Here is a 24,032-nt window from a genome sequence, read left to right on the forward strand (position 1 = left end):
CCAAGCCCTGGGGCCTGCTGCCCGGCCCGCCTACGCTCCGTCGCGGGCGGTCCCGGCGATCTCGGCCGCCACGCGTACGAGTGCGGCGGTGGCCGTCGAGCGGGACTCCTGGGGCCAGGCGAGGGCGAGGACGACCGGCGGCGCGTCGGTCACCGGGCGGTAGGCGACGCCCGGGCGCGGATAGCGTACGGCGACCGAGGCGGGCAGCAGGGTGACGACCTCCCCGAGCGAGACGGCCGTGAGCACCTGGGCCAGGTCGCCCCGGCCGCGCCGGGCCTCGTCGATGTGCCGCTCCACGGTGCCGGAGCTCCAGCCGAGGTCGGCCAGCTCCAACCGGTCGCGTGCGGCCAGCGGGTGGTCCGAGGCGAGGACGGCGACGCGCGGTTCGACGACCAGCGTCTCGCTGTCGAGGCCGGTGCCGTCGAACGGCGCGTGCACCAGGGCGACGTCCGCCTCGCCGCCGCGCAGCAGCCCCGGCTGTTCCTGCCAGCCGCACAGCCGGACGGCGACCGGTACGGACCCCGGTTCGGACGCGTAGCGCGTCAGGATCGGTTCGAGCAGGCCCGCGTCCCCGTCGGCCTTCACGGCCAGCACCAGCTTCGGTCCCTCCGCCGCGCGCCGGGCTCGGCGCCCGGCCGCCTCCAGGGCGTCCAGCGCGACCCGGGCCTCGGTGAGCAGGACGTCCCCGGCCGGGGTCCTGGTCACGTGGTGCGTGGTCCGCTCGAACAGGGTGACGCCCAGCTCGGCCTCCAGCCGGCGGATCGCCCGGGACAGGGGCGGCGGGGAGATGCCCAGCCGCTCGGCGGCGCGGGCGAAGTTGAGTTCCTCGGCGACCGCGACGAAATAGCGCAGGGAACGGGACTCCATGCTCTCCGCCTCCCTTCGGTATTGCCCTCAGGGTAACAACCGGGATCCGAACGGTCCTTCAGTTCCGCCCGGCCGCGGCACAGGATGAACATGCGCCGGAGCCCCGTACGGGACGGGTCCGCGACCCGGCGCGGTCCTTCATCCTCCCTCCCCCGAACCGGAGTTGTGTTCCGTGATCGTCATCACCACCCCGACCGGCGGTATCGGCCGACAGGTCCTCGACAACGTTCTCGACGCCCTGGACGGGGCGACCTCGGTCCGGGTGATCGCCCGCGACCCCGGCCGCCTGACTCCCCGGGCACGTGAGAGGGCCGAGGTGTTCCAGGGCTCGCACGCCGACCCCGAACTCCTCGGCGCGGCCTGCGACGGCGCCGACCAGGTGTTCTGGCTGGTGCCGCCCGCGCCGGGCGCCGACAGCGTCGAGGGCCACTTCCGCGACTTCACGCTGCCGCTGTGCGAGGTGACCGGGCGGCACGGTGTCCGGCGGGTCGTCGCCGTCTCCAGCCTGGGGCGCGGTGTCGCGAAGAACGCCGGGCCGATCTCCGCGTCGCTCGCCATGGACGACCGCGTCGCGGCCACCGGCGTGCACTACCGGGCGCTGTGCCCGCCCTTCCTGATGGAGAACCTGCTCGGTCAGGCGGCTGCCCTCCGCTCCACGGGCGAGTTCCGGGTGGCGTACGCCGCGGACCGGGTCCTGCGGACCTGCGCCACCGCCGACATCGCCGCGACGGCGGCCCGGCTGCTGCTCGACGACACCTGGACCGGCCGGGCCGACGTGCCGCTGGTCGGCCCCGACGACCTCACACCGGAGGGCATGGCGAAGGTCATGTCCGACGTACTGGACCGCCCGGTGCGGGTGCGGGAGACCACCCCGGCGGAGTACGAGGCGGCGGCCCTGCGCTTCGGGGCGAGCGAGGACGGCGCCCGGGGCCTGGCGGACATGGCCTCCGCGATGGACACCCAGGGCTTCTACGGCTCGTCCGCACCCAGCACACCGGACACGGCGCCCACGAGCTTCCGCCGCTGGTGCGAGGAGACACTCAGGCCGGCCGTGCTCGCCTGACTCCGTGGCCTCGTCGGAACCGATACGCACATGAGCGCCGACGATGCGCCTTCCGAACGGTCCGACGAGGCTCACGGGCGTGGCCCGCTTGACCGGCCGGACCACCGCTTGCAGAGTCGGGTTGCGGCGCCGTAGCAACGCCTCCTTCCCCCCTGCGGGCCGGTCGCTCGACGACAGGTGGCGGACAGTCCCAGACCCAGGAGCGACTGATCCATGGTCCTCGACCTGATCGTGATCGGTGTCGCCATCTCCCTGGGGCCCTTGCACAACAGCGCCTTCATCCTGCTGCTCTCCTCGCGGCACGGCGTTCGTCAGGGACTGGCCTTCCTGGTGTCGTGGCTGGTCAACCTGGTCGTGGTGATCGCCTGCGTCATGCTGTTGACCGGCGGCCGGCCCCCGGCCCGTCACACCGTGCCCTCGACCGCCGTGCTCGACGTGAAACTCGCCATCGGTCTGGCACTGGTGCTGTACGGCGCCCACCGGCACCGCCGGCCGCCCCGCCCGCACGGCCCGCCGCGCTGGGCCGCCCGGATCGACAACGCGTCCCCGGCCACGGCAGCCGGGCTCGCATGGCTGCTGCAGTCCTGGGGACTGGTCGCGGCCGGCGCCGCGACCGTCATCGACGCGGACCTCTCCGCCCTCGACGCCTGGATCGCACTGAGCGGCTACTGTCTGCTGGCCACCCTCAGCCTCATCGTCATGGAGATCTACGCGGTCCGGGCGCCCGCGGTCGCGCACGCCCGCTTGAACGCCCTGCGGCGCCGGCTGGAGCAGCACCAGGAACGGCTGGTCGTCGGGCTCTCCCTGGTGGTCGGCCTGTGGCTGACGGCCCGGAGCGTCGTCGAGCTGGTCGCCTGAGGCAGCGGACCCTTCGGGAAGGGCTCCGGGGACCGCTGGGCGCAGCCGGTGCGTCGCAGCGCCGGCCGGCGGGGTCCAGCCGCCGGTGAGCGCGACGAGTCCGCCGAACGGGCGGCGCGGACGCGCCGGACCGGCCGCCGGTAGGCTGCGGTGGTGCGCACGGTCGAGCTTCTGTTGGACGAGACGGCGGAGCTGGCGGTTCGGGAGGCCTGGCGACGGCTCGCGGACGCGGGGCTGCCCAGTCAGGCGCGTCACCGCTCACCGACCAACCGCCCGCACCTCACCCTGGCCGCCTGCCCGGAGCTGACCGCGCCGATCCGCTGGGAGCTCGCCGAGGTGGCCGCAGCCCTGCCGCTGCCGGTGCGGTTCACCGGCCTGGTCCGCTTCGAGCGGCCCACCTCCGTGCTGGCCTGGGCGCTGGACTGCGACCTCGCGCTGGCCGGCGTGCACCGCCGGGTGTGGGAGGCGGTGGCCTCGGACAGCCCGCCCCAGGCCCTCAGCCCGTTTCACGAACCTGGGCGCTGGAGCCCGCACGTCACCCTCGGCCGCACCCGGCGGGCAGGTGCCTTCGCCGGACGGCGGGTCCCCGGACTGCTGCCGGCGCCGCCGCTGTCGGCCCGGCTCATCACCCTGCGCAGCTACGACACCGAGACCGGCGCCCTGGAGGTACTGGAGCCCCGCCCCTGAGAGGCCCCTGACCCGACCTGCCCGGCGGCGCCGTCCGCCATGCCAGTGGTGGCCGTCAGGACGTGCCGAACGGACGGAAGCCGGCACCGACGCCCGTCGACGTCGCCCGGCGCAAAGGCCCGACCGTCCCCAGGAAGCCGCCCCTCTCCTCCGGCCGGTACCCGGGACGCCGCCGCGCGAGTCCTCACCGCTCCAGCAGCATCCGCTGCAGCTCCCGTGCGGCCCTCGGCGGAGCCACGTCGCTGCGGTGGGCCAGGGCGATGGTCCGGTGCAGGCCCGGGCGGGACAGGGGTGTCACCCGCAGCCCGCGGCCGGAGCGGGCCGCGACCATCCGGGGGACGACCGCCATGCCCAGTCCCGCCCGCACGAACCCCAGCACCGCGTCCATCTCCCCGCCCTCCACCGCGAAGTCCGGCTCGAACCCCGCGGAGCGGCACGCGGCCACCGTCAGTTCCCGCAGGTCGTACCCGTGCCGGAACATCACCAGCCGCTCACCCTCCAGGTCGGAGATCCGCACCGCCCGCCGCCCGCCGCCCGGGCGGGGCGCCTCCGGCGACGACACCACCACCAGGTCCTCCCGCAGCAGCTCCACCGTGGTCAGCGCCGGCGACGCAGTGGGCAGCGGCAAAACCACCAGCGCCAGATCGAGCGCGCCGCGGGCCAGCCCCCGCACCAGGTCGTGCGAGCCGCCCTCCTCGATGAGCAGCCGGACACCGGGGTAGCGGTCGTGGAAGGCGCGCAGCACGTCGGGGAGCAGGCCGGTGCACAGGCTCGGCGTGGCGCCCAGCCGGACCCGCCCGCTGCGCAGCTGCACCAGCTCCAGCACCTCGTGCCGCGCGGTGTCCGCGTCGGCCAGGATGCGCCGGGCCAGCGGCAGCAGCGCCTCCCCGGCGTCCGTCAGCGTGATGTTGCCCCGCGCCCGCAGGAACAGATCCGCGCCCAGCTCCCGCTCCAGCGCCTTGATCTGCTGCGACAGCGACGGCTGCGCCACGTGGACGGTCTCGGCGGCCCGGGTGAAGTGCCTGGTCTCGGCGACCGCCACGAAGTACTGGAGCTGCTGGAACTGCATACCGCAAGCATACTCGGCGATAGGCAGACCCTATGGAAACGAGGCGGACCATGTCTTGGACCGATGACCCCTCGCCCGCGTAGCGTCCTGTGACATGGCTCTGGCAACGCGGACGGACCGACGGCCGTCCATGGCGCGCACCGTGTGGGACTCGTCCGTCGGCAAGAAGACAGTGATGGCGATCAGTGGTCTCGTCATGCTGCTCTACCTGGTCGCCCACATGATCGGTAACCTGAAGATCTTCTTCGGGACGAGCGAGTTCAACCACTACGCCCACTGGCTGCGCACGGTCGGCGAGCCGTTCATGCACTACGAGTGGACGCTGTGGCTGATCCGCGTCGTGCTGGTCGTCGCCGTCGTCGCCCACGCCACGTCCGCGTACCAGCTCAGCCGCCGCGACATCAAGGCGCGGCCCAGCAAGTACGTGCACAAGAAGCCCCGGGCGAGCTACGCGACCCGCACCATGCGCTGGGGCGGGATCATCCTCGGCCTGTTCATCGTCTGGCACATCCTGGACCTGACCACCGGCACCGTGCACTCCGGCGGCTTCGAGAGCGGCAAGCCCTACCAGAACGTCGTGGACACCTTCTCCACCTGGTACGGCAACGTCATCTACATCGTCGCGATGCTCGCCCTCGGCCTGCACGTCCGGCACGGCTTCTGGTCCGCCGCCCAGACCCTCGGCGCCGGCAGCCGTACCCGCGACCGCGCCCTGAAGACGACCGCGAACGTCCTCGCGCTGCTGCTCACGGTCGGCTTCGTCGCCGTACCCGTGGGCGTCATGACCGGAGTGGTGAGCTGACATGACAACCTACGCCGACTACACGACCGGAGAGCCGGTCGCCGACACCAAGGCCCCCGCCGGGCCGGTCCACGAGCGCTGGGACACGCGCCGTTTCGAGGCGAAGCTGGTCAACCCCGCCAACCGGCGCAAGCAGACCGTCATCGTCGTCGGCACCGGCCTCGCGGGCGGCTCGGCCGGCGCGACCCTCGCCGAACAGGGCTACCGCGTCGTCCAGTTCTGCTACCAGGACTCGCCGCGCCGCGCCCACTCCATCGCCGCGCAGGGCGGCATCAACGCGGCGAAGAACTACCGCAACGACGGGGACTCCGTCCACCGGCTGTTCTACGACACCGTCAAGGGCGGCGACTTCCGCTCCCGCGAGTCCAACGTGCACCGGCTCGCGCAGATCTCCGTCGAGATCATCGACCAGTGCGTGGCCCAGGGCGTGCCCTTCGCCCGCGAGTACGGCGGTCTGCTCGACACCCGCTCCTTCGGCGGCGTCCAGGTCTCCCGCACGTTCTACGCCCGCGGCCAGACGGGCCAGCAGTTGCTGCTCGGCGCCTACCAGGCGCTCAGCAGGCAGATCGCGGCCGGCAACATCGAGATGCACCCGCGCACCGAGATGCTCGACCTGATCGTCGTGGACGGCCGGGCGCGCGGCATCGTCGCCCGGGACCTGATCACCGGGAAGATCGACACCTACTTCGCGGACGCCGTGGTCCTGGCCAGCGGCGGGTACGGCAACGTCTTCTACCTGTCGACCAACGCCATGAACTCCAACGCGACCGCCGTGTGGCGGGCGCACCGGCGCGGCGCCTACTTCGCCAACCCCTGCTTCACGCAGATCCACCCCACCTGCATCCCGCGCACCGGCGACCACCAGTCCAAGCTGACGCTGATGAGCGAGTCGCTGCGCAACGACGGCCGGATCTGGGTGCCGAAGGCCAAGGGCGACGACCGGCCGCCGAACAAGATCCCCGAGGACGAGCGCGACTACTACCTGGAGCGCATCTACCCGTCCTTCGGCAACCTCGTGCCCCGTGACATCGCCTCCCGCGCCGCGAAGAACGTCTGCGACGAGGGCAGGGGTGTGGGCCCCGGCGGGCAGGGCGTGTACCTGGACTTCGCCGACGCGATCAAGCGCATGGGCCGCAAGGCCGTCGAGGCCAAGTACGGCAACCTCTTCGACATGTACCAGCGGATCACCGACGAGGATCCGTACCGGGTGCCCATGCGGATCTACCCGGCCGTGCACTACACGATGGGCGGCCTGTGGGTCGACTACGACCTCCAGACCACCGTCCCGGGCCTCTTCGCGATCGGCGAGGCCAACTTCTCCGACCACGGCGCCAACCGGCTCGGCGCCTCGGCGCTGATGCAGGGCCTGGCGGACGGCTACTTCGTCCTGCCGGCCACCATCAACGACTACCTCGCCCGCAACCCGCACAAGGACGAGGTCGACAACGGGCACCCGGTGGTGCAGGAGGTGCTGGCCGAGACCGAGGACCGGCTCAACCTGCTGCTGTCCGTCGACGGCGACCGCACCCCGGACTCCTTCCACCGCGAACTCGGCGAGCTGATGTGGGAGTTCTGCGGCATGGCCCGCACGGACTCCGGACTGCGCAAGGCCCTGGAGCGCATCCCGCAGATCCGCGAGGAGTTCTGGCGGCGCATCAAGGTCCCCGGCACCGGCGAGGAGTTCAACCAGTCGCTGGAGAAGGCCAACCGCATCGTCGACTACCTGGAGCTCGCCGAGCTGATGTGCCTCGACGCGCTGCACCGGTCCGAGTCCTGCGGCGGCCACTTCCGTGAGGAGTCCCAGACCCCGGACGGCGAGGCCGCCCGCAAGGACGACGAGTTCGCGTACGCCGCCGCCTGGGAGTTCACCGGCACCGGCGAGGCTCCCACCCTGCACAAGGAAGACCTGGTCTTCGAGTACGTCCACCCCACCCAGCGGAGCTACGCATGAAGCTCACCCTGCGCGTCTGGCGCCAGAAGAACGCCGACGCCGAAGGCGCCATGTCCACGTACGAGGTGGACGGGATCTCGCAGGACATGTCGTTCCTGGAGATGCTCGACACCCTCAACGAGGAACTCATCCTCAAGGGCGAGGACCCGGTCGCCTTCGACCACGACTGCCGCGAGGGCATCTGCGGCGCCTGCTCGCTGGTCATCAACGGCGACGCCCACGGCCCCGAGCGCACCACCACCTGCCAGCTGCACATGCGGTCCTTCAAGGACGGCGACACCATCGACGTCGAGCCGTGGCGGGCCGCCGCCTTCCCGGTCGTGAAGGACCTGGTCGTCGACCGCTCGGCCTTCGACCGCATCATCCAGGCCGGCGGCTACATCACCGCGCCGACCGGTGCCGCGCCGGAGGCGCACGCGACGCCGGTGCCGAAGCCGGACGCCGACCTTGCCTTCGAGCACGCCGAGTGCATCGGCTGCGGCGCCTGTGTCGCCGCGTGTCCGAACGGCGCGGCGATGCTGTTCACCTCCGCGAAGATCAACCACCTGAACGTCCTGCCGCAGGGCGCGCCCGAGCGGGAGACGCGGGTGCTGGACATGGTCGCGCAGATGGACGACGAGGGATTCGGCGGCTGCACGCTCGCGGGCGAGTGCGCGACGGCCTGCCCGAAGGGCATCCCGCTGGTGTCCATCACCAGCATGAACAAGGAGTGGCTGCGCGCCACCCGCAAGGTGGCGAAGCGCTAGCACCACCCGAACGTTCGCCGACAGGTGCGGACGGACGGGGCCGGGAGAGGTGCTCCTCCCGGCCCCGTCTCGCTTCCGCGCCCCTGGCATTCAGCAATCCCACATCCGCTCTCCCGGTACTGGTCACGCACAGGACAGCCGCCTCGGAAGAACTGTGGCGGACCCGGCCCCGTCACCAGGAGAGCACCCATGACCGGCGTACTGACCGCGGACCGCCCCCCGGCGCCCGCCGCACCCCCGCGCTACACCGTCACCCTCGCCCGCGACGAGGACGAGGTGCGCGCGGCCCAGCGCTTGCGGCACGACGTCTTCGCCGGGGAGATGGGCGCCCTGCTGGCGAGCCCGCAGCCCGGCTACGACATCGACCCCTTCGACGCGTACTGCGACCACCTGCTGGTGCGCGAGGAGACGACCGGGCAGGTCGTCGGCACCTACCGGCTGCTGCCGCCGGAACGCGCCGCGATCGCCGGACGGCTCTACGCGCAGTGCGAGTTCGACCTCGCGGCACTGGACCCGATCCGGCCCTCCCTGGTCGAGGTCGGCCGTTCCTGCGTACACCCCGACCACCGCGACGGCGCCGTGATCGGGCTCATCTGGGCCGGCATAGCGCGGTACATGAGCGACCGGGGCCACGAATGGCTCGCGGGCTGCTGCTCGATCCCGCTCGCCGACGGCGGAGCCCTCGCCGCCGCCACCTGGGACCGGGTCCGCGCCAAGCACCTGGCACCCGAGGAGTACCGCGTACGGCCGCTGCTGCCCTGGACACCGCGCGCCGCGGCACCCGCCCCCCGCACCGGACTGCCCGCCCTGCTGCGGGGCTACCTCCGCCTCGGTGCCTGGGTCTGCGGGGAGCCCGCGCACGACGTGGACTTCGGCGTCGCCGACCTGTACGTGCTGCTGCCGATGAGCCGCGTCGACCCCCGCTACCTGCGCCACTTCCTCTCGCTGCTGCCGGCCCGATGAGCGCCTGGCTGCCCGCCGCGCCCTGCACTCCCGGGGCCTGCGTGGAGCCCGTCCGGACCGCGGGCGGCATACCCCGTGCCGTGCTGCGGCTGACCGCGGTCACCGTCCTCCTCCTCGCCGGGTGCGCGGTCGCGCTGTCGCCGCTGCGGGGACGGATGCCGGCCGGCCTGGTGCGGCGCTGGTGCCGGTGGATCGTGCGCGCCGCCGGCGTCCGGGTCCGCCTCACGGGTGCCGCCGCGCCCACCGGCGGGCTGCTGCTGGTAGCCAACCACGTCTCCTGGCTGGACGTCCCGCTGCTCGCCGCCGTGCGCCCGGCCCGGATGCTCGCCAAGAGCGAGATACGGCGGTGGCCGGTGGCCGGGCCGCTCGCCGCGCGCGGGGGAGTCCTGTTCATCGAACGGGACCGCCTGCGGGCGCTGCCGGACACGGTCGCCCTGGTCTCGAGGGCGCTGCGCGAGGGCGCCGCGGTCGCCGCCTTCCCCGAGGGCAGCACCTGGTGCGGACGCGCACAGGGCACCTTCCGCCGGGCCGTGTTCCAGGCCGCGCTCGACGCCGGGGTGCCGGTCCAGCCGGTCCGCATCCGCTACCGGACCGGGGCACGGACCCTGAGCACGGCGCCCGCGTTCGTCGGCGAGGACACCCTGCTCGCCTCCCTGTGGCGGGTGACGTCGGCGCGCGGGCTGACGGCCGAGGTGGAGGTGTGCCCGGCCGTCCCGCCCGGGTGTCACCGCGACCGCCGCTCCCTCGCGGGCGCGGCCCAGCGGGCGGACACGGCGGCGCAGACGGGCGTCCACGGTCACCAGGGGAAAGCACCTTCGAAAAGTATGTGCCCTTTGTGATGAGTGTGCTGTTTTCGGACTGCTGATGCGGACAGTCGGAGTACAGGCACTCCGGAAGGAGGGTGATGCCAGATGATCACCCGTGAAGAGATCGCCAACGTCCTGGATCATCCGGTCTACGACGGGGACGGCAACAAGATCGGTGACGCCAAGCACGTCTTCTTCGACGACATGACGGGGCGCCCCGAGTGGGTGAGCGTCAAGACCGGCATGTTCGGCTCCAACGAGTCGTTCGTGCCCATCCGTGATGCCTCGCTGGTGCAGGACCACCTCGAGGTCCCGTACCGCAAGGACCAGGTCAAGGACGCACCCAATGTCGACGTCGACGCGGGCGGCCATCTGTCGGAGACCGAGGAGCACCGGCTCTACGACTACTACGGCATCAACTGGGACAGCGTGCTGTCCGAGGCTGAGCGCACCGACGACGGCCGCTGGGCCGCCGGCCCCGGCGAGGCGGGCGCGGCCGGTACGACCGGTACGGCCGGTACGGCCGGTACGGCGGGCACCGCCGGTATGGCGGGCACGGCAGGCACCACCGGACGCGAGGACGCGTCGGGCCGGCGCGGCATGCGCGGCGACGACGCCATGACCCGCTCGGAGGAGCGGATGCACGTCGGCGTCGAGCAGCACGAGATCGGCCGGGCCAGGCTGCGCAAGTACGTGGTCACCGAGGAGGTCGAGCAGACCGTCCCGGTGCGCCACGAGGAGGTGCGGGTGGAGCGCGAGCCGATCACGGACGCCAACCGTGACGAGGCGCTCTCCGGTCCCGAACTCGGCGAGGCCGAGCACGAGGTCACCCTGCACGAGGAACGCGCCGTCGTGGAGACCGAGACGGTGCCGGTCGAACGCGTCCGGCTGACCACGGAGGAGCACATAGAGAACGAGACGGTGCGCGGTCAGGTCCGCAAGGAGCGCATCGAGGCCGAGACGGAGGGCATGACCGAGGACGACATCCGGCGGGGCCGCGAGTAGCGGTCCGCCACCGTCCGGCAGGGCGCGCGCCGGTGAAGCGGCTTCACCGGCGCGCCCCGCCGTGCACGACCGCGGCCAGGTACGGCGCGGTGGCGCTGCCCTCCGCCCGTGCCACCTCGGCCGGAGGGCCCGCGGCGACGATCCGCCCGCCCGCGTCGCCGCCGCCCGGCCCCAGGTCGATGACCCAGTCGGCGCCCGCCACCACGGTCATGTCGTGCTCCACCACGATCACCGTGTGCCCGGCGTCGACCAGGCCGTGCAACTGCCGCATCAGCACCTCGACATCGGCGGGGTGCAGACCGGTCGTCGGCTCGTCCAGGAGGTACAGGGTGTGGCCGCGCCGGCCCCGCTGCAGCTCACTCGCCAGCTTGATGCGCTGGGCCTCCCCGCCGGACAGCTCCGTCGCGGGCTGGCCGAGCCGCAGATAGCCGAGCCCGACGTCGAGCAGCGCCGCCAGGCTGCGCGCCACCGCCGGCGTGTCCGCGAAGAACTCCGCCGCGCCCTCCACGGTCAGATCCAGCACCTCGGCGATGTTCCGCCCCCGGTAGGCCACTTCGAGCGTCTCGGGGTTGTAGCGCGCTCCGCCGCAGTCCGGGCACGGCGCGTAGGTGCTCGGCAGGAACAACAGCTCGACGCTGACGAACCCCTCGCCCTGGCAGGTCTCGCAGCGCCCTCCCGCCACGTTGAAGGAGAAGCGGCCGACGCCGTAACCCCGCTCGCGTGCCGCGTCGGTGGCCGCGAAGACCTTCCGTACGACGTCGAACAGGCCGGTGTACGTCGCCAGGTTGGACCGCGGGGTGCGGCCGATCGGCTTCTGGTCCACGGAGACCAGCCGCTCCACACCCGGCAACTCCTGGGTGATCGCGCCGATCAGCGTCGACTTGCCGGACCCGGACACGCCGGTCACCGCCGTGAGGACACCCAGCGGGAAACCGGCGCGCACCTCGCGCAGGTTGTGCCGGGTGACCGGGCCGACCGTCAGGGTGCCGCGCGGCGTGCGCACCTCGCGGACGGGAGCGGGGGAGCGGTCGAAGAGGTGACGCGCCGTCGCCGACTCCCCGACCTCGGCCAGCCCGGCCACCGGGCCGCTGTACAGCACCCGTCCGCCGTGCTCGCCCGCCCGCGGACCGACGTCCACGATCCAGTCGGCGCCGCGCATCACCCCGAGGTGGTGCTCCACCACGAACACCGAGTTCCCCGCCGACTTCAGCCGCTCCAGCACCGCCAGCAGGGCCTCGGTGTCCGCCGGGTGCAGGCCCGCGGACGGCTCGTCCAGGACGTACACGACGCCGAACAGCCCGGAGCGCAACTGCGTCGCCAGCCGGAGCCGCTGCAGCTCGCCCGCCGAGAGCGTGGGCGCGGGGCGGTCGAGGCTCAGATAGCCGAGGCCCAGTTCCACGACGGGCGTGATGCGGGAGGTCAGGTCGGCGGTGAGCACCCGGGCCGTCTCGTCGCCCGTCGGCAGCAGCCCGGCGAGTTCCGTGAGCGGCAGCGCGGCCAGCTCGGCGATGCTCCGGCCGCCGACGGTCACCGCGAGGGCCTCGGGCCGCAGCCGCCCGCCGCCGCAGACCGGGCAGGGCGCGCTGGTGAGGAACCGCTCGGCCTTCGCCCGCAGCGTCGCGCTCTTCGAGTCCGAGAACGTCTTCATCACATACCGGTGGGCGCTCATGTACGTGCCCTGGTACGGCCGCTGGATACGGCCGGCGTCCCGCACGGGGTGCACGGTGACCACCGGCTGCTCGTCCGTGAACAGGATCCACTCCCGCTGCTCGGCGGGCAGCTCGCGCCACGGCCGGTCCACGTCGTGACCGAGCGCGTCGAGGACGTCCCGCAGGTTCTTGCCCTGCCAGGCGCCGGGCCACGCGGCGATCGCACCGTCCCGGATCGACAGCGACGGGTCGGGGACGAGCAGCTCCTCGGTCGTACGGTGCACCCGGCCGAGCCCGTGGCACTCGGGGCACGCCCCGGCCGCCGTGTTGGGCGAGAAGGCGTCGGAGTCGAGCCGCGCGGCGCCCGGCGGGTAGTCGCCGGCGCGCGAGAACAGCATCCGCAGGGAGTTGGACAGGTTGGTCACGGTGCCGACCGACGAACGGGACGTCGGCGCCGCCCGGCGCTGCTGGAGCGACACGGCGGGCGGCAGCCCGGTGATCTCACCGACCTTCGGCGCGCCGACCTGCTGGATCAGCCGGCGGGCATAGGGCGCGACCGACTCGAAGTAGCGCCGCTGCGCCTCCGCGTAGACGGTGCCGAAGGCGAGCGACGACTTGCCGGAGCCGGACACGCCGGTGAACACGGCCACCACGTCCCGCGGGACGTCGACGTCCACGCCCTTGAGGTTGTGCTCACGCGCGCCGCGGACGCGGACGTACGGGTCGTGGGGGCTGTGCATCGGGGGGAACTCCGTACGGTCTTCGGGTCACGGCCGGTGGGACAAACCCCGCGATTCTACGCCGGGGCGGTCCCCGCCCCCGCGCCGGTGACGCGGGCGAGCCGCCGGTAGGAGTCCAGCAGGGCCTCGCGGTCGTACGTGCTGGTGGTGACGAGCACCTCCTGGGCGCCGGTCTCCTTCAGGAGCGACTCCAGTTCGCCGGCGACCTGCTCCTCGGTGCCCGCGATGTGGCCGGTCAGGCCGGACTCGTACAGATCGCGCTCCTTGGCGGTCATCGAGCGGGCCTCGACGTCCTCGGGCGGCGGCAGCGGCGGGAAGGCGCCGCGGGTGCGCGCGTGGGCCATGGACCAGGCCTCCGGAAGCAGGAGTTGCCGGGCGGCCTGCGGGGTGGCGGCCACGGCGACGGTTCCCGAGACGACGACGTACGGCTCCCGGGACCACGCGGAGGGGCGGAAGGCGGCGCGGTAGCGGTCGATGCCGCGCAGCATCCGGTCGCGGTCGCGCAGGTCGCCGATGACCATCGGCAGGCCCGCACGGGCGGCGACGGCCGCGCCCTCGCCCATGGCCAGCACGAACGGCGGCACGGTCAGCCCCTCCGCGGGGCGGGCGTGCACCCCCGTGGGGGAGGTGCCCCGGAACCAGCCGAGCAGCTCGGCGAGTTGGGCGTCGAAGTCCTCGGCGTCGTCCTTGTCCCGGCCCAGGGCCTTGCGCACGCCGTCGGTGAAGCCCACCGACCGGCCGAGGCCCATGTCGATCCGGCCCGGGAAGAGCGACTCCAGCACGCCGAACTGCTCGGCGACGACCAGGGGCCGGTGGTTGGGCAGCATCACGCCGCCGGTGCCGACCCGGATGCGGTGCGTGGCGCCGGCGACGGCGGCGGCCAGCACGGTCGGCGCGGAGCCGGCCACCCCGGGCACGCCGTGGTGCTCCGCCACCCAGAACCGGTGGTAGCCGAGCCGCTCCGCCTCCCGGGCCAGGGCCAGGGTGTCGCGCAGCGCCTCGGCGCCGGTGCGGCCCTCGCGGATGCGGGAGCGGTCGAGGACGGAGAAGCGGGTCGTCGCGATCACTGAGCTCACACGGGGTTCAACGCGTGCACGGCGCGGGGATTCCCGGGGCGGGTGGCCGGCCGGTCCCGGTCAGTCCTCGGGGCGCAGCAGTCCGCGCTCGTAGGCCCGCGCCAGGTGCTGCGGTACGAGGTGGCGGACGCCGTCGACGGTGACGGGCACGAGTGCCGGCGCGGCGGCCTTCCACCGGGCGCGGCGGTGGCGGGTGTTGCTGCGGGACATCTTCCGCTTCGGAACGGCCATGGGACTTCCCTTCGGTCGGTGACCGTCGGGACGCTACCTGAAAATGAATCCCATTAACAAACAGGGGTTGCCGGCCGCCGTGGCCCGCGCTCTAGGGTGGGGGCGTGACCGACAGCAGCAGGCCTCCGCTGGCCGTGTTCGACCTGGACAACACCCTCGCCGGCACCGCGCACCGGCAGCGCTTCCTGGAGCGCCGGCCGCGCGACTGGGACGCCTTCTTCGCCGCCGCGCCCCAGGATCCGCCGCTGCCGGAGGGCATCGCTCTGGTGCACGCGAGCGCCGGGGAGTGCGAGATCGTCTACCTGACCGGACGGCCCGAGCGCTGCCGGCGCGACACGCTCGACTGGCTCGCCGCGCAGGGGCTCCCCGAGGGGCGGGTGTACATGCGGGGCAACACCGACCGCCGGCCCGCCCGGCGCACCAAGCTGGAGATCCTGGGCCGGCTCGCCCGCGCCCGCGAGATCCGCGTCCTGGTGGACGACGACGAGCTGGTGTGCGCCGACGCCGAACGGGCCGGGTTCACCGTCGTCCGCGCGGACTGGGCCGCCGGATCGGCCGAGCTGAAGGACGCCCAGGAGCGGCAGGGACGTACCTGACCGCCCCGGCGGCCCCGTTGCTCCGTGAGTCCCGGTCCGGGCCCGGCGGGGCGTCAGTCCGAACCCTCCAGGCGGAAACCGAGCTTCAGGCCCACCTGCCAGTGGGCGACCTCGCCCTCCTCGATCTGGCCGCGCACCTGGGTGACCTCGAACCAGTCCAGGTTGCGCAGGGTCTGCGAAGCGCGGGTGATGCCGTTGCGGATGGCCTGGTCGACGCCGTCGGGCGAGGTGCCGACGATCTCCGTGACTCGGTAGGTGTGGTTCGACATGCGGGTGCTCCCTCCTGCGGGGCGGGCGGCGGTGCCGCGTGTGTCACGCGTCACTCCACCGTGCCCCACGCGGCGGAGGAGCGCGAGGCGTCGGCGTCCCCGTCGGCCGTCCCCGCCGCCATCTCGGCGGGGCCTCCCCCTTGACCTATGCATTGGTCCATACCAAAATCCCAGACACCCGTACGAGCCTCACGCTCGTCCCCCCACGTCGGGTCTCCCTTCGCGTGCGCGGGACCCACCGGTCCGTCACCGACACTGTTCGACCAGAAGGACCCCTCGTGAGACGTCGCCTCCTCGCCCTTGTCTGCGTGTCCGCCTCCCTGCTGAGCGGCTGCGGTCTGATCTCCTCGGACGGCGGGAGCGGGCGGCGCGCCGTCACCGTGTGGCTGATGAAGGGCAGCGCTTCGGAGGACTTCCTGAAGCGCTTCACCGAGGACTTCGAACGCGAGCACCCCGACCTGGCCCTCGACGTCCGCATCCAGGAGTGGACCGGCATCGGCGAGAAGGTGCAGACCGCGCTGAAGTCCGGCGGCGGTGACGGGCAGCCGGACGTCATCGAGGTCGGCAACACCCAGGTCCCGCAGTACGCCGAGGGCGGCCGGCTGGAGGACCTGACTCTCGAGTCGATGCGCGACTGGGGGATCCGCGACTGGCTGCCCGGCCTCGCCGAACCGGGGGAGTACCTGTCCCAGCAGTTCGGCATCCCCTGGTACGCCGCCAACCGCGTCGTCATCTACCGCAAGGACCTGTTCGAGCAGGCCGGCATCACCGGGCCGCCGCGGACCCGCGAGGAGTGGCTCGCCGCCACCGAGAAGCTCGACCAGGGCGACGACCAGGGCATCTACCTGGCCGGACAGGACTGGTACACGCTGTCCGGCTTCATCTGGGACGAGGGCGGCGACCTCGCCAAGGAGAACGGCGGCGTCTGGACGGGCGCGCTGGACAGTCCGGCCGCCCTGCGCGGCATGGACTTCTACCGTGAACTGCAGGCCCTGGGCAAGGGACCCGTCGACGCCGACGAGGAACACCCGCCGCAGGCCGGGGTGTTCGCCAAGGGCCGGGTCGCGCAGATCATCGCTGTGCCGGGGCTCGCCCAGTCCATCCTGCGCGAGAACCCCGGTCTCAAGGACAAGCTGGGCTTCTTCCCCGTGCCCGGCAAGAGTGCCGGCAAGCCCGGCGCCGTGTTCACCGGCGGTTCCGACCTCGTCGTCCCCGGGAACACCGACGACCGGGACGGCGCCGTCGCCGTGCTCGAGGCCCTCACCGGGGCCAAGTGGAACACCGACCTGGCCCGCACCATGAACTACGTCCCCAACAAGAAGTCGCTGGCCGCGGACGTCGCGGGCGAGGAAGGCGTCGAGGCGATGGCCGCCGGCGCCGCGCAGGGCCGGGCGACCCCCGGTACGCCCCTGTGGGGTGCCGTCGAGGCGGACAACCCGATCAAGGAGTACATGACCAAGGTCCTCACGGGCGCCGAGGCGCGGCCGGAGGCCGAGCGGGCCTCCGACCGCATCACCGAACTGCTGGACCCCGACGCCGGCTGACCGGGCGCCGGGTCCCGGATCGGCGCGCCCGGCTCAGCGCACCCGGCTCAGCGACAGCGCGAAGCGTTCCTCGCCGTCGGTCCACCAGTGGGTGAGGTCCAGGCCGGCCGCGGACAGCTCCTTTCGCACGCCCTCCCGGCGGAACTTCGCGGACACCTCGGTGCGCATGTCCTCCCCGGCGGCGAAGTCCACGGCCAGGTCGAGCGCCTGGACCTTCACCGTCTGCGCCGTGCGTGAGCGCAGCCGCATCTCGATCCACTCCCGCTCCGGGTCCCACACCGCGACGTGGTCGAAGGCCGCGGGCACGAAGTCGGCGCCCAGCTCGCGGTTGATCACGGTCAGGACGTTCTTGTCGAACGCGGCCGTCACCCCGGCCGCGTCGTCGTACGCCCGCACCAGCACCCCCTCGTCCTTGACCAGGTCCGTGCCCAGCAGCAGCCCGTCGCCGGGCGCGAGCAGGGCACGGACGGACGCGAGGAACGCGGCCCGTTCGGCGGGCAGCAGATTGCCGATCGTGCCGCCGAGGAACGCCACCAGCCGGGGACCCGGCGTGTCCGGGAGCGTGAGCCCGGCGGTGAAGTCGGCGATCAGCGCGTGCACCCGCAGGCCCGGCCGCTCGGCGACGATCGCCTGTCCCGCCTGGGTGAGGGCGCTCTCGCTGACGTCGACCGGCACGTACGCGTCCAGCCCGGTCAGCGCGTCGAGCAGATGCCGCGTCTTCTCCGAGGAGCCCGAGCCCAGCTCGACCAGCGTGCGGGCGCCGGTCGCGGCGGCGATCTCCCCGGCCCGGTCGACGAGGATCTCCCGCTCCGCCCGGGTGGGGTAGTACTCGGGCAGCCCGGTGATCTCCTCGAACAGCTCGCTGCCCCGCGCGTCGTAGAACCACTTGGGCGGCAGCGACTTGGGCGTACTCGACAGGCCAGCCAGGACGTCGGCGCGCAGGGCGGCGTCCGTGGCGTCCTCGGGCAGCGTGCGGGTGAGGCGGAACGGGCTCACGTGCGGGGCTCCTTCACAGATACGGAAGCGGCCGGGGCCGCGGGCACCAGGGCGCTCTCGCGCGGGTCCTCGAGCGGAGTCAGCAGCACGTCCGTGCCGCTCGCCGCGAGCAGGGTGCGGTCGGGGACCTCCTGCCAGTGCGGGTCGTCGTCGTACGGCTCGGAGGCGACGACCGTGCCGCCGCCGGGCCTGGCCAGGTACCAGAGGGTGTCGCCCCAGGCGGTGGCCGCGATGGTCTCGCCGTCCGTGAGCAGCAGGTTGAGCCGGGAGGCGGGAGCGGCCGCGGCCACCTCCAGCACCGTGCCGGCCAGCGCCCGCGCGTCGGCGCGTGGCCGTGGTTCACCCGCGCCCACGGCGCGCAGCCGGTGCAGGACCAGAGCCCACACGAGCGCCGAGTCGTTGCGGGCCTCCAGCGACAGCAACTCCCCTGCCGGCAGGGTCCCGGCCACCCGCTCCAGTGAGCCGGGCCAGCCCGCCACGGCGCCGTTGTGGCTGAACAGCCAGGGCCCCGCGGCGAACGGCGCCGCCGCGGCCTCCGCGTCGGCACCCGCCAGGGTCGCGTCCCGCACGGCGGCCAGCAGCGCGCCGGTCCGCACCACCCGGGCCAGGTCGGCGAAGGACTGGTCGGCCCAGATCGGCCCGGCCCGGCGGTAGCGCGCCGGCCGCGGGTCGCCCTCGGCGTACCAGCCGACGCCGAACCCGTCGGCGTTGACCGTGCCGTGCCGCTGGCGCCGGGGCGCCCAGGACTGGCGGTACAGGGCGTGCGCCGGTTCCACCAGGAGCCGGCCCAGCGGCTCCGCGGGGCCCACATAGGCCAGGTGACGGCACATCAGGAGGCCTCCGCGGAACGGGCGGTGCGGAAGCCGGAGAAGATCTGCCGCCGGACCGGATAGTCCCAGTTGCGGAAGGTGCCCCGGCAGGCCACCGCGTCCACGGCGAACGAACCGCCGCGCAGCACCTTGTAGTCCGGCCCGAAGAACACCTCCGAGTACTCCCGGTAGGGGAACGCCCGGAAACCGGGGTACGGGGCGAAGTCGCTCGACGTCCACTCCCAGACATCGCCGATCAACTGCCGTACACCGAGCGGGGACTCACCGGCCGGATAGCTGCCCGCGGGCGCCGGGCGCAGATGCCGCTGCCCGAGGTTGGCGTGCTCCGGGCCCGGGTCGGCGTCGCCCCACGGATAGCGCATGGAGCGGTCACCGGCCGGGTCGTGCCGGGCGGCCTTCTCCCACTCGGCCTCGGTGGGCAGCCGCCGCCCGGCCCAGCGGGCCCACGCGTCGGCCTCGTACCAGCACACGTGGACCACCGGCTCGTCGGGCGGCACCACCTCGGTGACGCCGAAGCGGCGCCGCAGCCACTGCCCGCCGTCCCGGCGCCAGAACAGCGGGGCCGTGACCGAGTGGCGGCGGATGTGCTCCCAGCCCTCCGGGGCCCACCAGCGCGGGTCGTCGTAGCCTCCGTCCTCGATGAACGCCTGGTACGCGGCGTTCGTCACCGGCGTGGTGTCGATGAAGAACGGGGCCACCTCACGCCGGTGCGCGGGCCGTTCGTTGTCCAGGGCCCACGGCTCGGCCGAGGTGCCCATCGTGAACGGGCCGCCGGGCACCAGGACCTCCGCCGGGCCGGTGAACAGCGGGACGGGGTCCGGGTCCGGGGCCGTCAGCGCCTGCGGCCCCTTGCGGAGCTGGTGGGTGATCAGCATGGTCTCGTCGTGCTGCTGCTCGTGCTGGGCGATCATCCCGAAGGCGAAGCCCGCCTCCGTCAGCCGCGTCCCGTGGAACGCGGCCTTTTCCAGCACGTCCAGGGCCCGGCCGCGCACGTCCGCCGCGTACCGGCGGGCCTCGTCCGGCGGCAGCAGCGGCAGCGTGGGGCGTGCGGCGCGCGGATGCTCGAAGGCGTCGTACAGGCTGTCGATCTCGGGCCGTATCGCCTCGTGCCCGCCGACGGCACGCAGCAGCCACTGCTCCTCCTGGTTGCCGATGTGCGCGAGGTCCCACACCAGCGGGGACATCAGCGGCGACACCTGGGCGGTCAGGTCGGGGCCCTCCACGCAGCTGGTCAGCAGCGTGGTGCGCTCACGCGCCGTGACGAGCTTGGCCAGGGCCCGTTCACGGAGCGTCTCGGGGTCCATGCGCGGGTCGGCGGCGGGCTCGGCGGTGGGGCCCGTGGCCGGGCCGCCGGCGGTGTCCGTGACGGAGTCGGTCATGGGCGGGTCTCCCTCCCGTGCGGGCCGGGGCCCGCGCCGTCGTGCGTGTCCAGCAGGTCGTCGGCGGGGCAGCGGCCCCGGGCGACGTAGCGGTCCCGGTAGGCCGCGACCGCGTCCGTCACCCCGGTGGTGGCGCCGAGCCGGGGCAGCGCGTCGAGCGCCGCCGCGAAGCACGCGCCGGCCGCGTCGCGCAGCTCCGGATCGGTGAGGGCGTCACGGGCCGCGTCCCGGTACAGCGGGTTGTGCGGGGCGGGCCGGCCGAGGGTGCGCTCCGCGAGGGGCTTCACGGCCCGGTAGGCGGTCTCGGAGGCCTCCTGGTCGTCGAACAGTGCCGCCGTCACGGCGAGCGGCACGATCCAGCCGTCGTCCCCGGGCTGCGCGTCGATCATGCGCAGCTCCAGATGCCCGCGCGGTCTGACCGGCGGGAACAGCGTGGTGAGGTGGTAGTCGAGGTCCTCCCTGGTCGGCGGTCTCGGCGAGCGGGTCCTGGTCCACTCCCGGAAGGTCATGCCGTCCGGGACGTCCCAGGGACCGCGGTCCCGGCGTACGCACATCACCGGGGCGTCCAGCACATGGCGGGCCCAGGCGCGGCGCGGGTCGGCGTCCAGCGGCGGCCCGCCCGCCCGGCCGGTGCCGATCTGGGCCCACCGCAGCTGCCGCGTGGACCGCCAGCCGGTGGGGCGGCCGCCGGACAGCGGCGAGTTGGCGAACGCGGCCACGAGGACCGCGCCCAGCTGGTGGGCGAGCCACCAGCGGCGTACGTGACCGAGCTGGCCGGGCTCCTCGTGCCCGGCGTCCAGGCATACCTGCACGGAGGCGGTGGTGCACATCATGAAGCGGCCCGCGGGACCGGTGCGGTCGAGGCAGGCCTCCATGGCGTCGTACCGCGCCTGGCGCAGGTACCGGCGGGGTGCGCGCCAGGGCTCGTGGCCGAGGCCGACGAGGGCGAGACCGTCCTCCCGCAGGACCGCCCGGACGGCGTCCAGGTCGGCCCGGACGGCGTCGACGCACTCCATCAGGGAGGCGGCGGGCAGCGAGCTCAGTTCCAGCTGGCCGCCCGGTTCGACGGTCAACGCCGAGTTCAGGGGCACGGTTCGCAGTGCGGTGTAAGCCGCTTCCAGTCTTTCGTCCGTCACAGGGAGCCACGGCGCGCGCTGCTCGTGGACCAGCCACTCCACCTCGACGCCGAGGCGCGCGGGCGGACCGGTCTTGAAGCAGATGCCGTGGACCAGCGCCTCGACCTCGGCTTCCGTGACGGTGGTGCGTGGCCGCGTACAGCCACCTACCGCATCGGACATGTCGGGATCCTCCTGAGATTCCACCATGTCGCCGACCCTGTTCGTGGTGGGCCGGGTCGGCATACTCGCCCCAGCCAAGACCCTCGCGCCGCTCCGCACAAGGGTGCATATCGGGACGTTCCTGTTCGGCAATCTCCACGACCCGACCGTTTCCGGGGGCTTCCCCCGTCGTTTCCCGGGCCGGGAAATGCCGTTGCGCCGCATCACCAGCATCACCCAGGATTCCCGCATGAGCACGACGGGGGAGGCCGCGCGGTGTGCGGTCATGGCGTCCACGGGGGTGGCGCCATGAGCGCGCGCCTGCGGGGCATCGCGCAGCAGACCGAGCAGATCGTCATGGCGGGGGCCTATCGCACGCCCGGCGGGCGTGAGGTGCCGCTCGCGGCGGCGGTCGAGGCGGCCCGCGAGGGCACCCGGATGTACGGTCCGGAGCCGGTCGGGGTGCCCCCGTCCGCCCCGGTGGCCACGGTCCTGGAGGTCACGGGCGAGAGCAGCCTGGAGGCCGCCCGCCGGCTCGGCGGCGAGGTGGCCGTGCTGAACTTCGCCTCCGCCCGCAACCCCGGCGGCGGGTACCTCAACGGCGCCCAGGCCCAGGAGGAGGCCCTGTGCCGGGCCTCCGCCCTGTACACGTGCCTGCTGCGGGCCCGCGCGTTCTACGACCACCACCGTGCCCACCGCGACCCGTTCTACACGGACCGCGTCATCCACTCACCCGCCGTGCCCGTCTTCCGCGACGACCGCGGACGGCTGCTGGAGTCGCCGTACACGGCCGGATTCCTCACCGCCGCCGCACCGAACGCGGGCGTGGTGCTGCGCACCGCACCGGAGCGCGCCGGCGAGCTGGGCACGGCGCTGGCCGTGCGCGCCGAACGGGTGCTGGAGACGGCCGCGGCCCACGGCTACCGGCGGCTGGTGCTCGGCGCCTGGGGCTGCGGCGTGTTCCGCAACGACCCGGCCCAGGTCGCCGGCGCCTTCCGGACGCTGCTCGGGCCCGGCGGACGGTTCGCCTCGGCGTTCGAACGGGTGACGTTCGGCATCCTGGACCGCACACCCGGCGGCACGGTCCGCGCCGCGTTCGCGCGGACCTTCCCGGAGGCCGCCGCCGACGGGCGTCAACTCCAGCCGTAGCGCTCCCGCAGCCGCTGCCGTACGAGGTCGAACCGCATCCGGTCCAGCGCGCACGCCTCGCGACGCATACCGGCCTCGTGCAGCCGCAGCACCCGGTCCACGTCCACCCAGGAATCCCGCCCCGACCGGTCCCAGGGCCCGCTGCCGATCGGCACCCACTCCCGGTCCCCGTCGTGCCGCTTGCTGGAGAGCTGCACGGCCAGCAGCGTGCCCGCCGCCTCCCGGGCGACGACGAGCACGGGACGGTCCTTGCCGCGCCCGTCGTTCTCCTCGTACGGCACCCACGTCCAGACGATCTCGCCCGGATCCGGATCCCCGTCGTGCGCGGGCGCGTACTCGGTACGCACCGGGCCGGCCTCCCGCGGGTCCGCCTCGGTGGTCGCGGCGGGGCCGCGGCGGCCGGGCACGTACGCGTCGCTGTCATCGGTCATGCGGGTGAAGGCGTTCACGGCCGTACCGTACGCGACACGTCCCGCGGTTGCCGGACCGGTCGGCGCGGCCCTGGGCCGGATGGCAGGCTGATCTTCGGCCACCCTCCGTACGAGCAACGAGAACAGGAGCCGACGTCATGACCGACAAGCTCACCGTGAGCGTCCTGGGAACCGGCATCATGGGCGCCGCGATGGCCCGCAACCTCGCCCGTGCCGGGCTCACCGTCCGCGCCTGGAACCGCAGCCGGGACAAGGCGGAGCCGCTGGCCGCCGACGGCGTGGGCATCGCCGACGGCCCCGAGGAGGCGGTGCGGGACGCCGACGTCGTCCTCACCATGCTCCACGACGGCCCGGCCGCCCTGGACGTCATGCGCCGCGCCGCCCCCGGCCTGCGCGCCGGCGCCGCGTGGATGCAGTCGACCACCGCCGGCCTCGACGCGGTCGAGGACCTCGCCGCCTTCGCCCGCGAACACGGTCTGGTCTTCTTCGACGCCCCGGTGCTCGGCACCCGGCAGCCCGCCGAGGCCGGCCAGTTGCTCGTCCTGGCCGCCGGCCCGGCCGACGCGCGCGCCACGGTGGCGCCCGTCTTCGACGCGGTCGGCTCCCGCACGGTGTGGACCGGCGAGGACGGTGCCGCCGGCAGCGCGACCCGGCTCAAGCTCGTGGCCAACAGCTGGGTCCTCGCCGCCACCAACGCGGTCGGCGAGGTCCTGGCCCTGGCGCAGGCGCTGGGCGTGGACCCCGACGGCTTCTTCGACGCCATCGCCGGCGGACCCCTCGACATGGGCTATCTGCGCGCCAAGGCCGGACTGATCCGCGACGGTGCCCTCACCCCGCCCCAGTTCGCCGTCACCACCGCCGCGAAGGACGCCCGCCTGATCGTCGAGGCGGGCGAGCGCAACGGCGTACGCCTGGACGTCGCCGCCGCGAGCGCGGAGCGCCTGGAGCGCGCCGCGGCCCAGGGACACGGCGACGAGGACATGGCGGCGGCCTACTTCGCCAGCTTCGACGAGAAGCCGTCCGACTGAGCGCGTCCGGGGTACCGGAC

25 protein-coding genes are annotated in these 24,032 nt (G+C 73.5%); 14 read left to right on the forward strand and 11 right to left on the reverse strand.

The window, feature by feature from the left end; translation table 11 throughout:
* Positions 1 to 30: 30 nt before the first annotated feature.
* Positions 31 to 867 (reverse strand): LysR family transcriptional regulator, encoded by an 837-nt coding sequence (locus tag ACIRG6_RS34540; RefSeq protein ID WP_403325660.1) that lies wholly within the window; start codon positions 865 to 867, stop codon positions 31 to 33.
* A 172-nt stretch (positions 868 to 1,039) separates the two neighbouring features.
* Between ACIRG6_RS34540 and ACIRG6_RS34545 the strand changes: the two genes are divergently transcribed.
* The 3 genes from ACIRG6_RS34545 (at position 1,040) to ACIRG6_RS34555 (ending at position 3,475) form a co-directional block, all read left to right on the forward strand.
* Positions 1,040 to 1,930, forward strand: a complete 891-nt coding sequence (locus ACIRG6_RS34545) for an NAD(P)H-binding protein (RefSeq protein ID WP_364824521.1) — start codon at positions 1,040 to 1,042, stop codon at positions 1,928 to 1,930.
* A 213-nt stretch (positions 1,931 to 2,143) separates the two neighbouring features.
* Positions 2,144 to 2,788 carry a GAP family protein gene (locus ACIRG6_RS34550; RefSeq protein ID WP_365023245.1) on the forward strand — a complete coding sequence of 215 codons (645 nt, stop codon included), beginning with the start codon at positions 2,144 to 2,146 and terminating at the stop codon, positions 2,786 to 2,788.
* A 153-nt stretch (positions 2,789 to 2,941) separates the two neighbouring features.
* The gene (locus tag ACIRG6_RS34555) at positions 2,942 to 3,475 is read left to right on the forward strand and encodes a 2'-5' RNA ligase family protein (protein WP_364682319.1); all 534 of its coding nucleotides are present in this window, start codon (positions 2,942 to 2,944) and stop codon (positions 3,473 to 3,475) included.
* A 184-nt stretch (positions 3,476 to 3,659) separates the two neighbouring features.
* On the opposite strand, the gene ACIRG6_RS34560 is transcribed toward ACIRG6_RS34555, so the two are convergent.
* Positions 3,660 to 4,544 (reverse strand): LysR family transcriptional regulator, encoded by an 885-nt coding sequence (locus ACIRG6_RS34560; protein WP_239764824.1) that lies wholly within the window; start codon positions 4,542 to 4,544, stop codon positions 3,660 to 3,662.
* 130 nt (positions 4,545 to 4,674) lie between these two features.
* Between ACIRG6_RS34560 and ACIRG6_RS34565 the strand changes: the two genes are divergently transcribed.
* The 6 genes from ACIRG6_RS34565 (at position 4,675) to ACIRG6_RS34590 (ending at position 10,817) form a co-directional block, all read left to right on the forward strand.
* Complete coding sequence (locus tag ACIRG6_RS34565; RefSeq protein ID WP_403325879.1) at positions 4,675 to 5,346, forward strand: succinate dehydrogenase; 672 nt, start codon at positions 4,675 to 4,677, stop codon at positions 5,344 to 5,346.
* A gap of 1 nt (position 5,347) precedes the next feature.
* Positions 5,348 to 7,297 carry a fumarate reductase/succinate dehydrogenase flavoprotein subunit gene (locus ACIRG6_RS34570; RefSeq protein WP_364682321.1) on the forward strand — a complete coding sequence of 650 codons (1,950 nt, stop codon included), beginning with the start codon at positions 5,348 to 5,350 and terminating at the stop codon, positions 7,295 to 7,297.
* Complete coding sequence (locus ACIRG6_RS34575; RefSeq protein WP_239764826.1) at positions 7,294 to 8,043, forward strand: succinate dehydrogenase/fumarate reductase iron-sulfur subunit; 750 nt, start codon at positions 7,294 to 7,296, stop codon at positions 8,041 to 8,043. The genes ACIRG6_RS34570 and ACIRG6_RS34575 overlap by 4 nt, the downstream gene beginning before the upstream one ends.
* Before the next feature lie 189 nt (positions 8,044 to 8,232).
* Complete coding sequence (locus ACIRG6_RS34580; RefSeq protein WP_403325666.1) at positions 8,233 to 9,006, forward strand: GNAT family N-acetyltransferase; 774 nt, start codon at positions 8,233 to 8,235, stop codon at positions 9,004 to 9,006.
* Complete coding sequence (locus ACIRG6_RS34585) at positions 9,003 to 9,845, forward strand: lysophospholipid acyltransferase family protein (protein ID WP_403325669.1); 843 nt, start codon at positions 9,003 to 9,005, stop codon at positions 9,843 to 9,845. The genes ACIRG6_RS34580 and ACIRG6_RS34585 overlap by 4 nt, the downstream gene beginning before the upstream one ends.
* Before the next feature lie 72 nt (positions 9,846 to 9,917).
* The gene (locus ACIRG6_RS34590) at positions 9,918 to 10,817 is read left to right on the forward strand and encodes a PRC and DUF2382 domain-containing protein (RefSeq protein WP_364682327.1); all 900 of its coding nucleotides are present in this window, start codon (positions 9,918 to 9,920) and stop codon (positions 10,815 to 10,817) included.
* Positions 10,818 to 10,860: 43 nt separating this feature from the next.
* Here ACIRG6_RS34590 and ACIRG6_RS34595 read toward each other — a convergent pair whose 3' ends face one another.
* Genes ACIRG6_RS34595 through rpmF form a run of 3 tightly spaced genes read right to left on the reverse strand, consistent with a single transcriptional unit; the run spans position 10,861 to position 14,513 of the window.
* Positions 10,861 to 13,206, reverse strand: a complete 2,346-nt coding sequence (locus ACIRG6_RS34595; RefSeq protein WP_403325672.1) for an ATP-binding cassette domain-containing protein — start codon at positions 13,204 to 13,206, stop codon at positions 10,861 to 10,863.
* A 56-nt stretch (positions 13,207 to 13,262) separates the two neighbouring features.
* Positions 13,263 to 14,282 (reverse strand): LLM class flavin-dependent oxidoreductase, encoded by a 1,020-nt coding sequence (locus tag ACIRG6_RS34600; RefSeq protein WP_403325675.1) that lies wholly within the window; start codon positions 14,280 to 14,282, stop codon positions 13,263 to 13,265.
* Positions 14,283 to 14,342: 60 nt separating this feature from the next.
* A complete protein-coding gene (gene rpmF, locus ACIRG6_RS34605) occupies positions 14,343 to 14,513 on the reverse strand; it encodes a 50S ribosomal protein L32 (protein ID WP_364682333.1) in 171 nt (56 codons plus the stop codon).
* Between the two features lie 104 nt (positions 14,514 to 14,617).
* On the opposite strand from rpmF, the gene ACIRG6_RS34610 reads away from it, so the two are divergent.
* Complete coding sequence (locus tag ACIRG6_RS34610) at positions 14,618 to 15,109, forward strand: phosphatase domain-containing protein (RefSeq protein WP_239764833.1); 492 nt, start codon at positions 14,618 to 14,620, stop codon at positions 15,107 to 15,109.
* Between the two features lie 53 nt (positions 15,110 to 15,162).
* Here the strand turns inward: ACIRG6_RS34610 and ACIRG6_RS34615 are convergent, their stop codons facing one another.
* Positions 15,163 to 15,378 carry a dodecin gene (locus ACIRG6_RS34615; RefSeq protein WP_189233697.1) on the reverse strand — a complete coding sequence of 72 codons (216 nt, stop codon included), beginning with the start codon at positions 15,376 to 15,378 and terminating at the stop codon, positions 15,163 to 15,165.
* 278 nt (positions 15,379 to 15,656) lie between these two features.
* On the opposite strand from ACIRG6_RS34615, the gene ACIRG6_RS34620 reads away from it, so the two are divergent.
* Complete coding sequence (locus ACIRG6_RS34620; RefSeq protein ID WP_364682336.1) at positions 15,657 to 16,922, forward strand: extracellular solute-binding protein; 1,266 nt, start codon at positions 15,657 to 15,659, stop codon at positions 16,920 to 16,922.
* A 33-nt stretch (positions 16,923 to 16,955) separates the two neighbouring features.
* On the opposite strand, the gene egtD is transcribed toward ACIRG6_RS34620, so the two are convergent.
* From egtD to egtA, 4 genes are read right to left on the reverse strand one after another with little or no spacing between them, the layout of a single operon-like run.
* Complete coding sequence (gene egtD / locus ACIRG6_RS34625; RefSeq protein WP_364824964.1) at positions 16,956 to 17,918, reverse strand: L-histidine N(alpha)-methyltransferase; 963 nt, start codon at positions 17,916 to 17,918, stop codon at positions 16,956 to 16,958.
* Positions 17,915 to 18,748: an ergothioneine biosynthesis protein EgtC gene (gene egtC / locus ACIRG6_RS34630; RefSeq protein ID WP_365022828.1), complete on the reverse strand. Its 834-nt coding sequence runs from the start codon at positions 18,746 to 18,748 to the stop codon at positions 17,915 to 17,917. The genes egtD and egtC overlap by 4 nt, the downstream gene beginning before the upstream one ends.
* Positions 18,748 to 20,127, reverse strand: coding sequence for an ergothioneine biosynthesis protein EgtB (egtB, locus tag ACIRG6_RS34635; protein WP_403325681.1), 1,380 nt, complete (start codon positions 20,125 to 20,127; stop codon positions 18,748 to 18,750). The genes egtC and egtB overlap by 1 nt, the downstream gene beginning before the upstream one ends.
* Positions 20,124 to 21,425, reverse strand: a complete 1,302-nt coding sequence (gene egtA / locus ACIRG6_RS34640) for an ergothioneine biosynthesis glutamate--cysteine ligase EgtA (protein ID WP_364682342.1) — start codon at positions 21,423 to 21,425, stop codon at positions 20,124 to 20,126. Before egtA ends, egtB begins: the two co-directional genes overlap by 4 nt.
* A gap of 25 nt (positions 21,426 to 21,450) precedes the next feature.
* Between egtA and ACIRG6_RS34645 the strand changes: the two genes are divergently transcribed.
* Both ACIRG6_RS34645 and ACIRG6_RS34650 read left to right on the forward strand, forming a co-directional pair.
* Positions 21,451 to 21,717 carry a hypothetical protein gene (locus ACIRG6_RS34645; RefSeq protein ID WP_364682344.1) on the forward strand — a complete coding sequence of 89 codons (267 nt, stop codon included), beginning with the start codon at positions 21,451 to 21,453 and terminating at the stop codon, positions 21,715 to 21,717.
* Positions 21,714 to 22,553 (forward strand): TIGR02452 family protein, encoded by an 840-nt coding sequence (locus ACIRG6_RS34650; RefSeq protein WP_392149544.1) that lies wholly within the window; start codon positions 21,714 to 21,716, stop codon positions 22,551 to 22,553. Before ACIRG6_RS34645 ends, ACIRG6_RS34650 begins: the two co-directional genes overlap by 4 nt.
* On the opposite strand, the gene ACIRG6_RS34655 is transcribed toward ACIRG6_RS34650, so the two are convergent.
* A complete protein-coding gene (locus ACIRG6_RS34655; protein ID WP_350721799.1) occupies positions 22,538 to 22,984 on the reverse strand; it encodes a type II toxin-antitoxin system PemK/MazF family toxin in 447 nt (148 codons plus the stop codon). The genes ACIRG6_RS34650 and ACIRG6_RS34655 overlap by 16 nt on opposite strands.
* 137 nt (positions 22,985 to 23,121) lie before the next feature.
* Between ACIRG6_RS34655 and ACIRG6_RS34660 the strand changes: the two genes are divergently transcribed.
* Positions 23,122 to 24,012, forward strand: coding sequence for an NAD(P)-dependent oxidoreductase (locus ACIRG6_RS34660; RefSeq protein ID WP_403325685.1), 891 nt, complete (start codon positions 23,122 to 23,124; stop codon positions 24,010 to 24,012).
* Positions 24,013 to 24,032 lie beyond the last annotated feature (20 nt).

Origin of the sequence: Streptomyces flaveolus (genome assembly GCF_044765825.1) — a bacterium.
GTDB lineage: Bacteria > Actinomycetota > Actinomycetes > Streptomycetales > Streptomycetaceae > Streptomyces > Streptomyces flaveolus.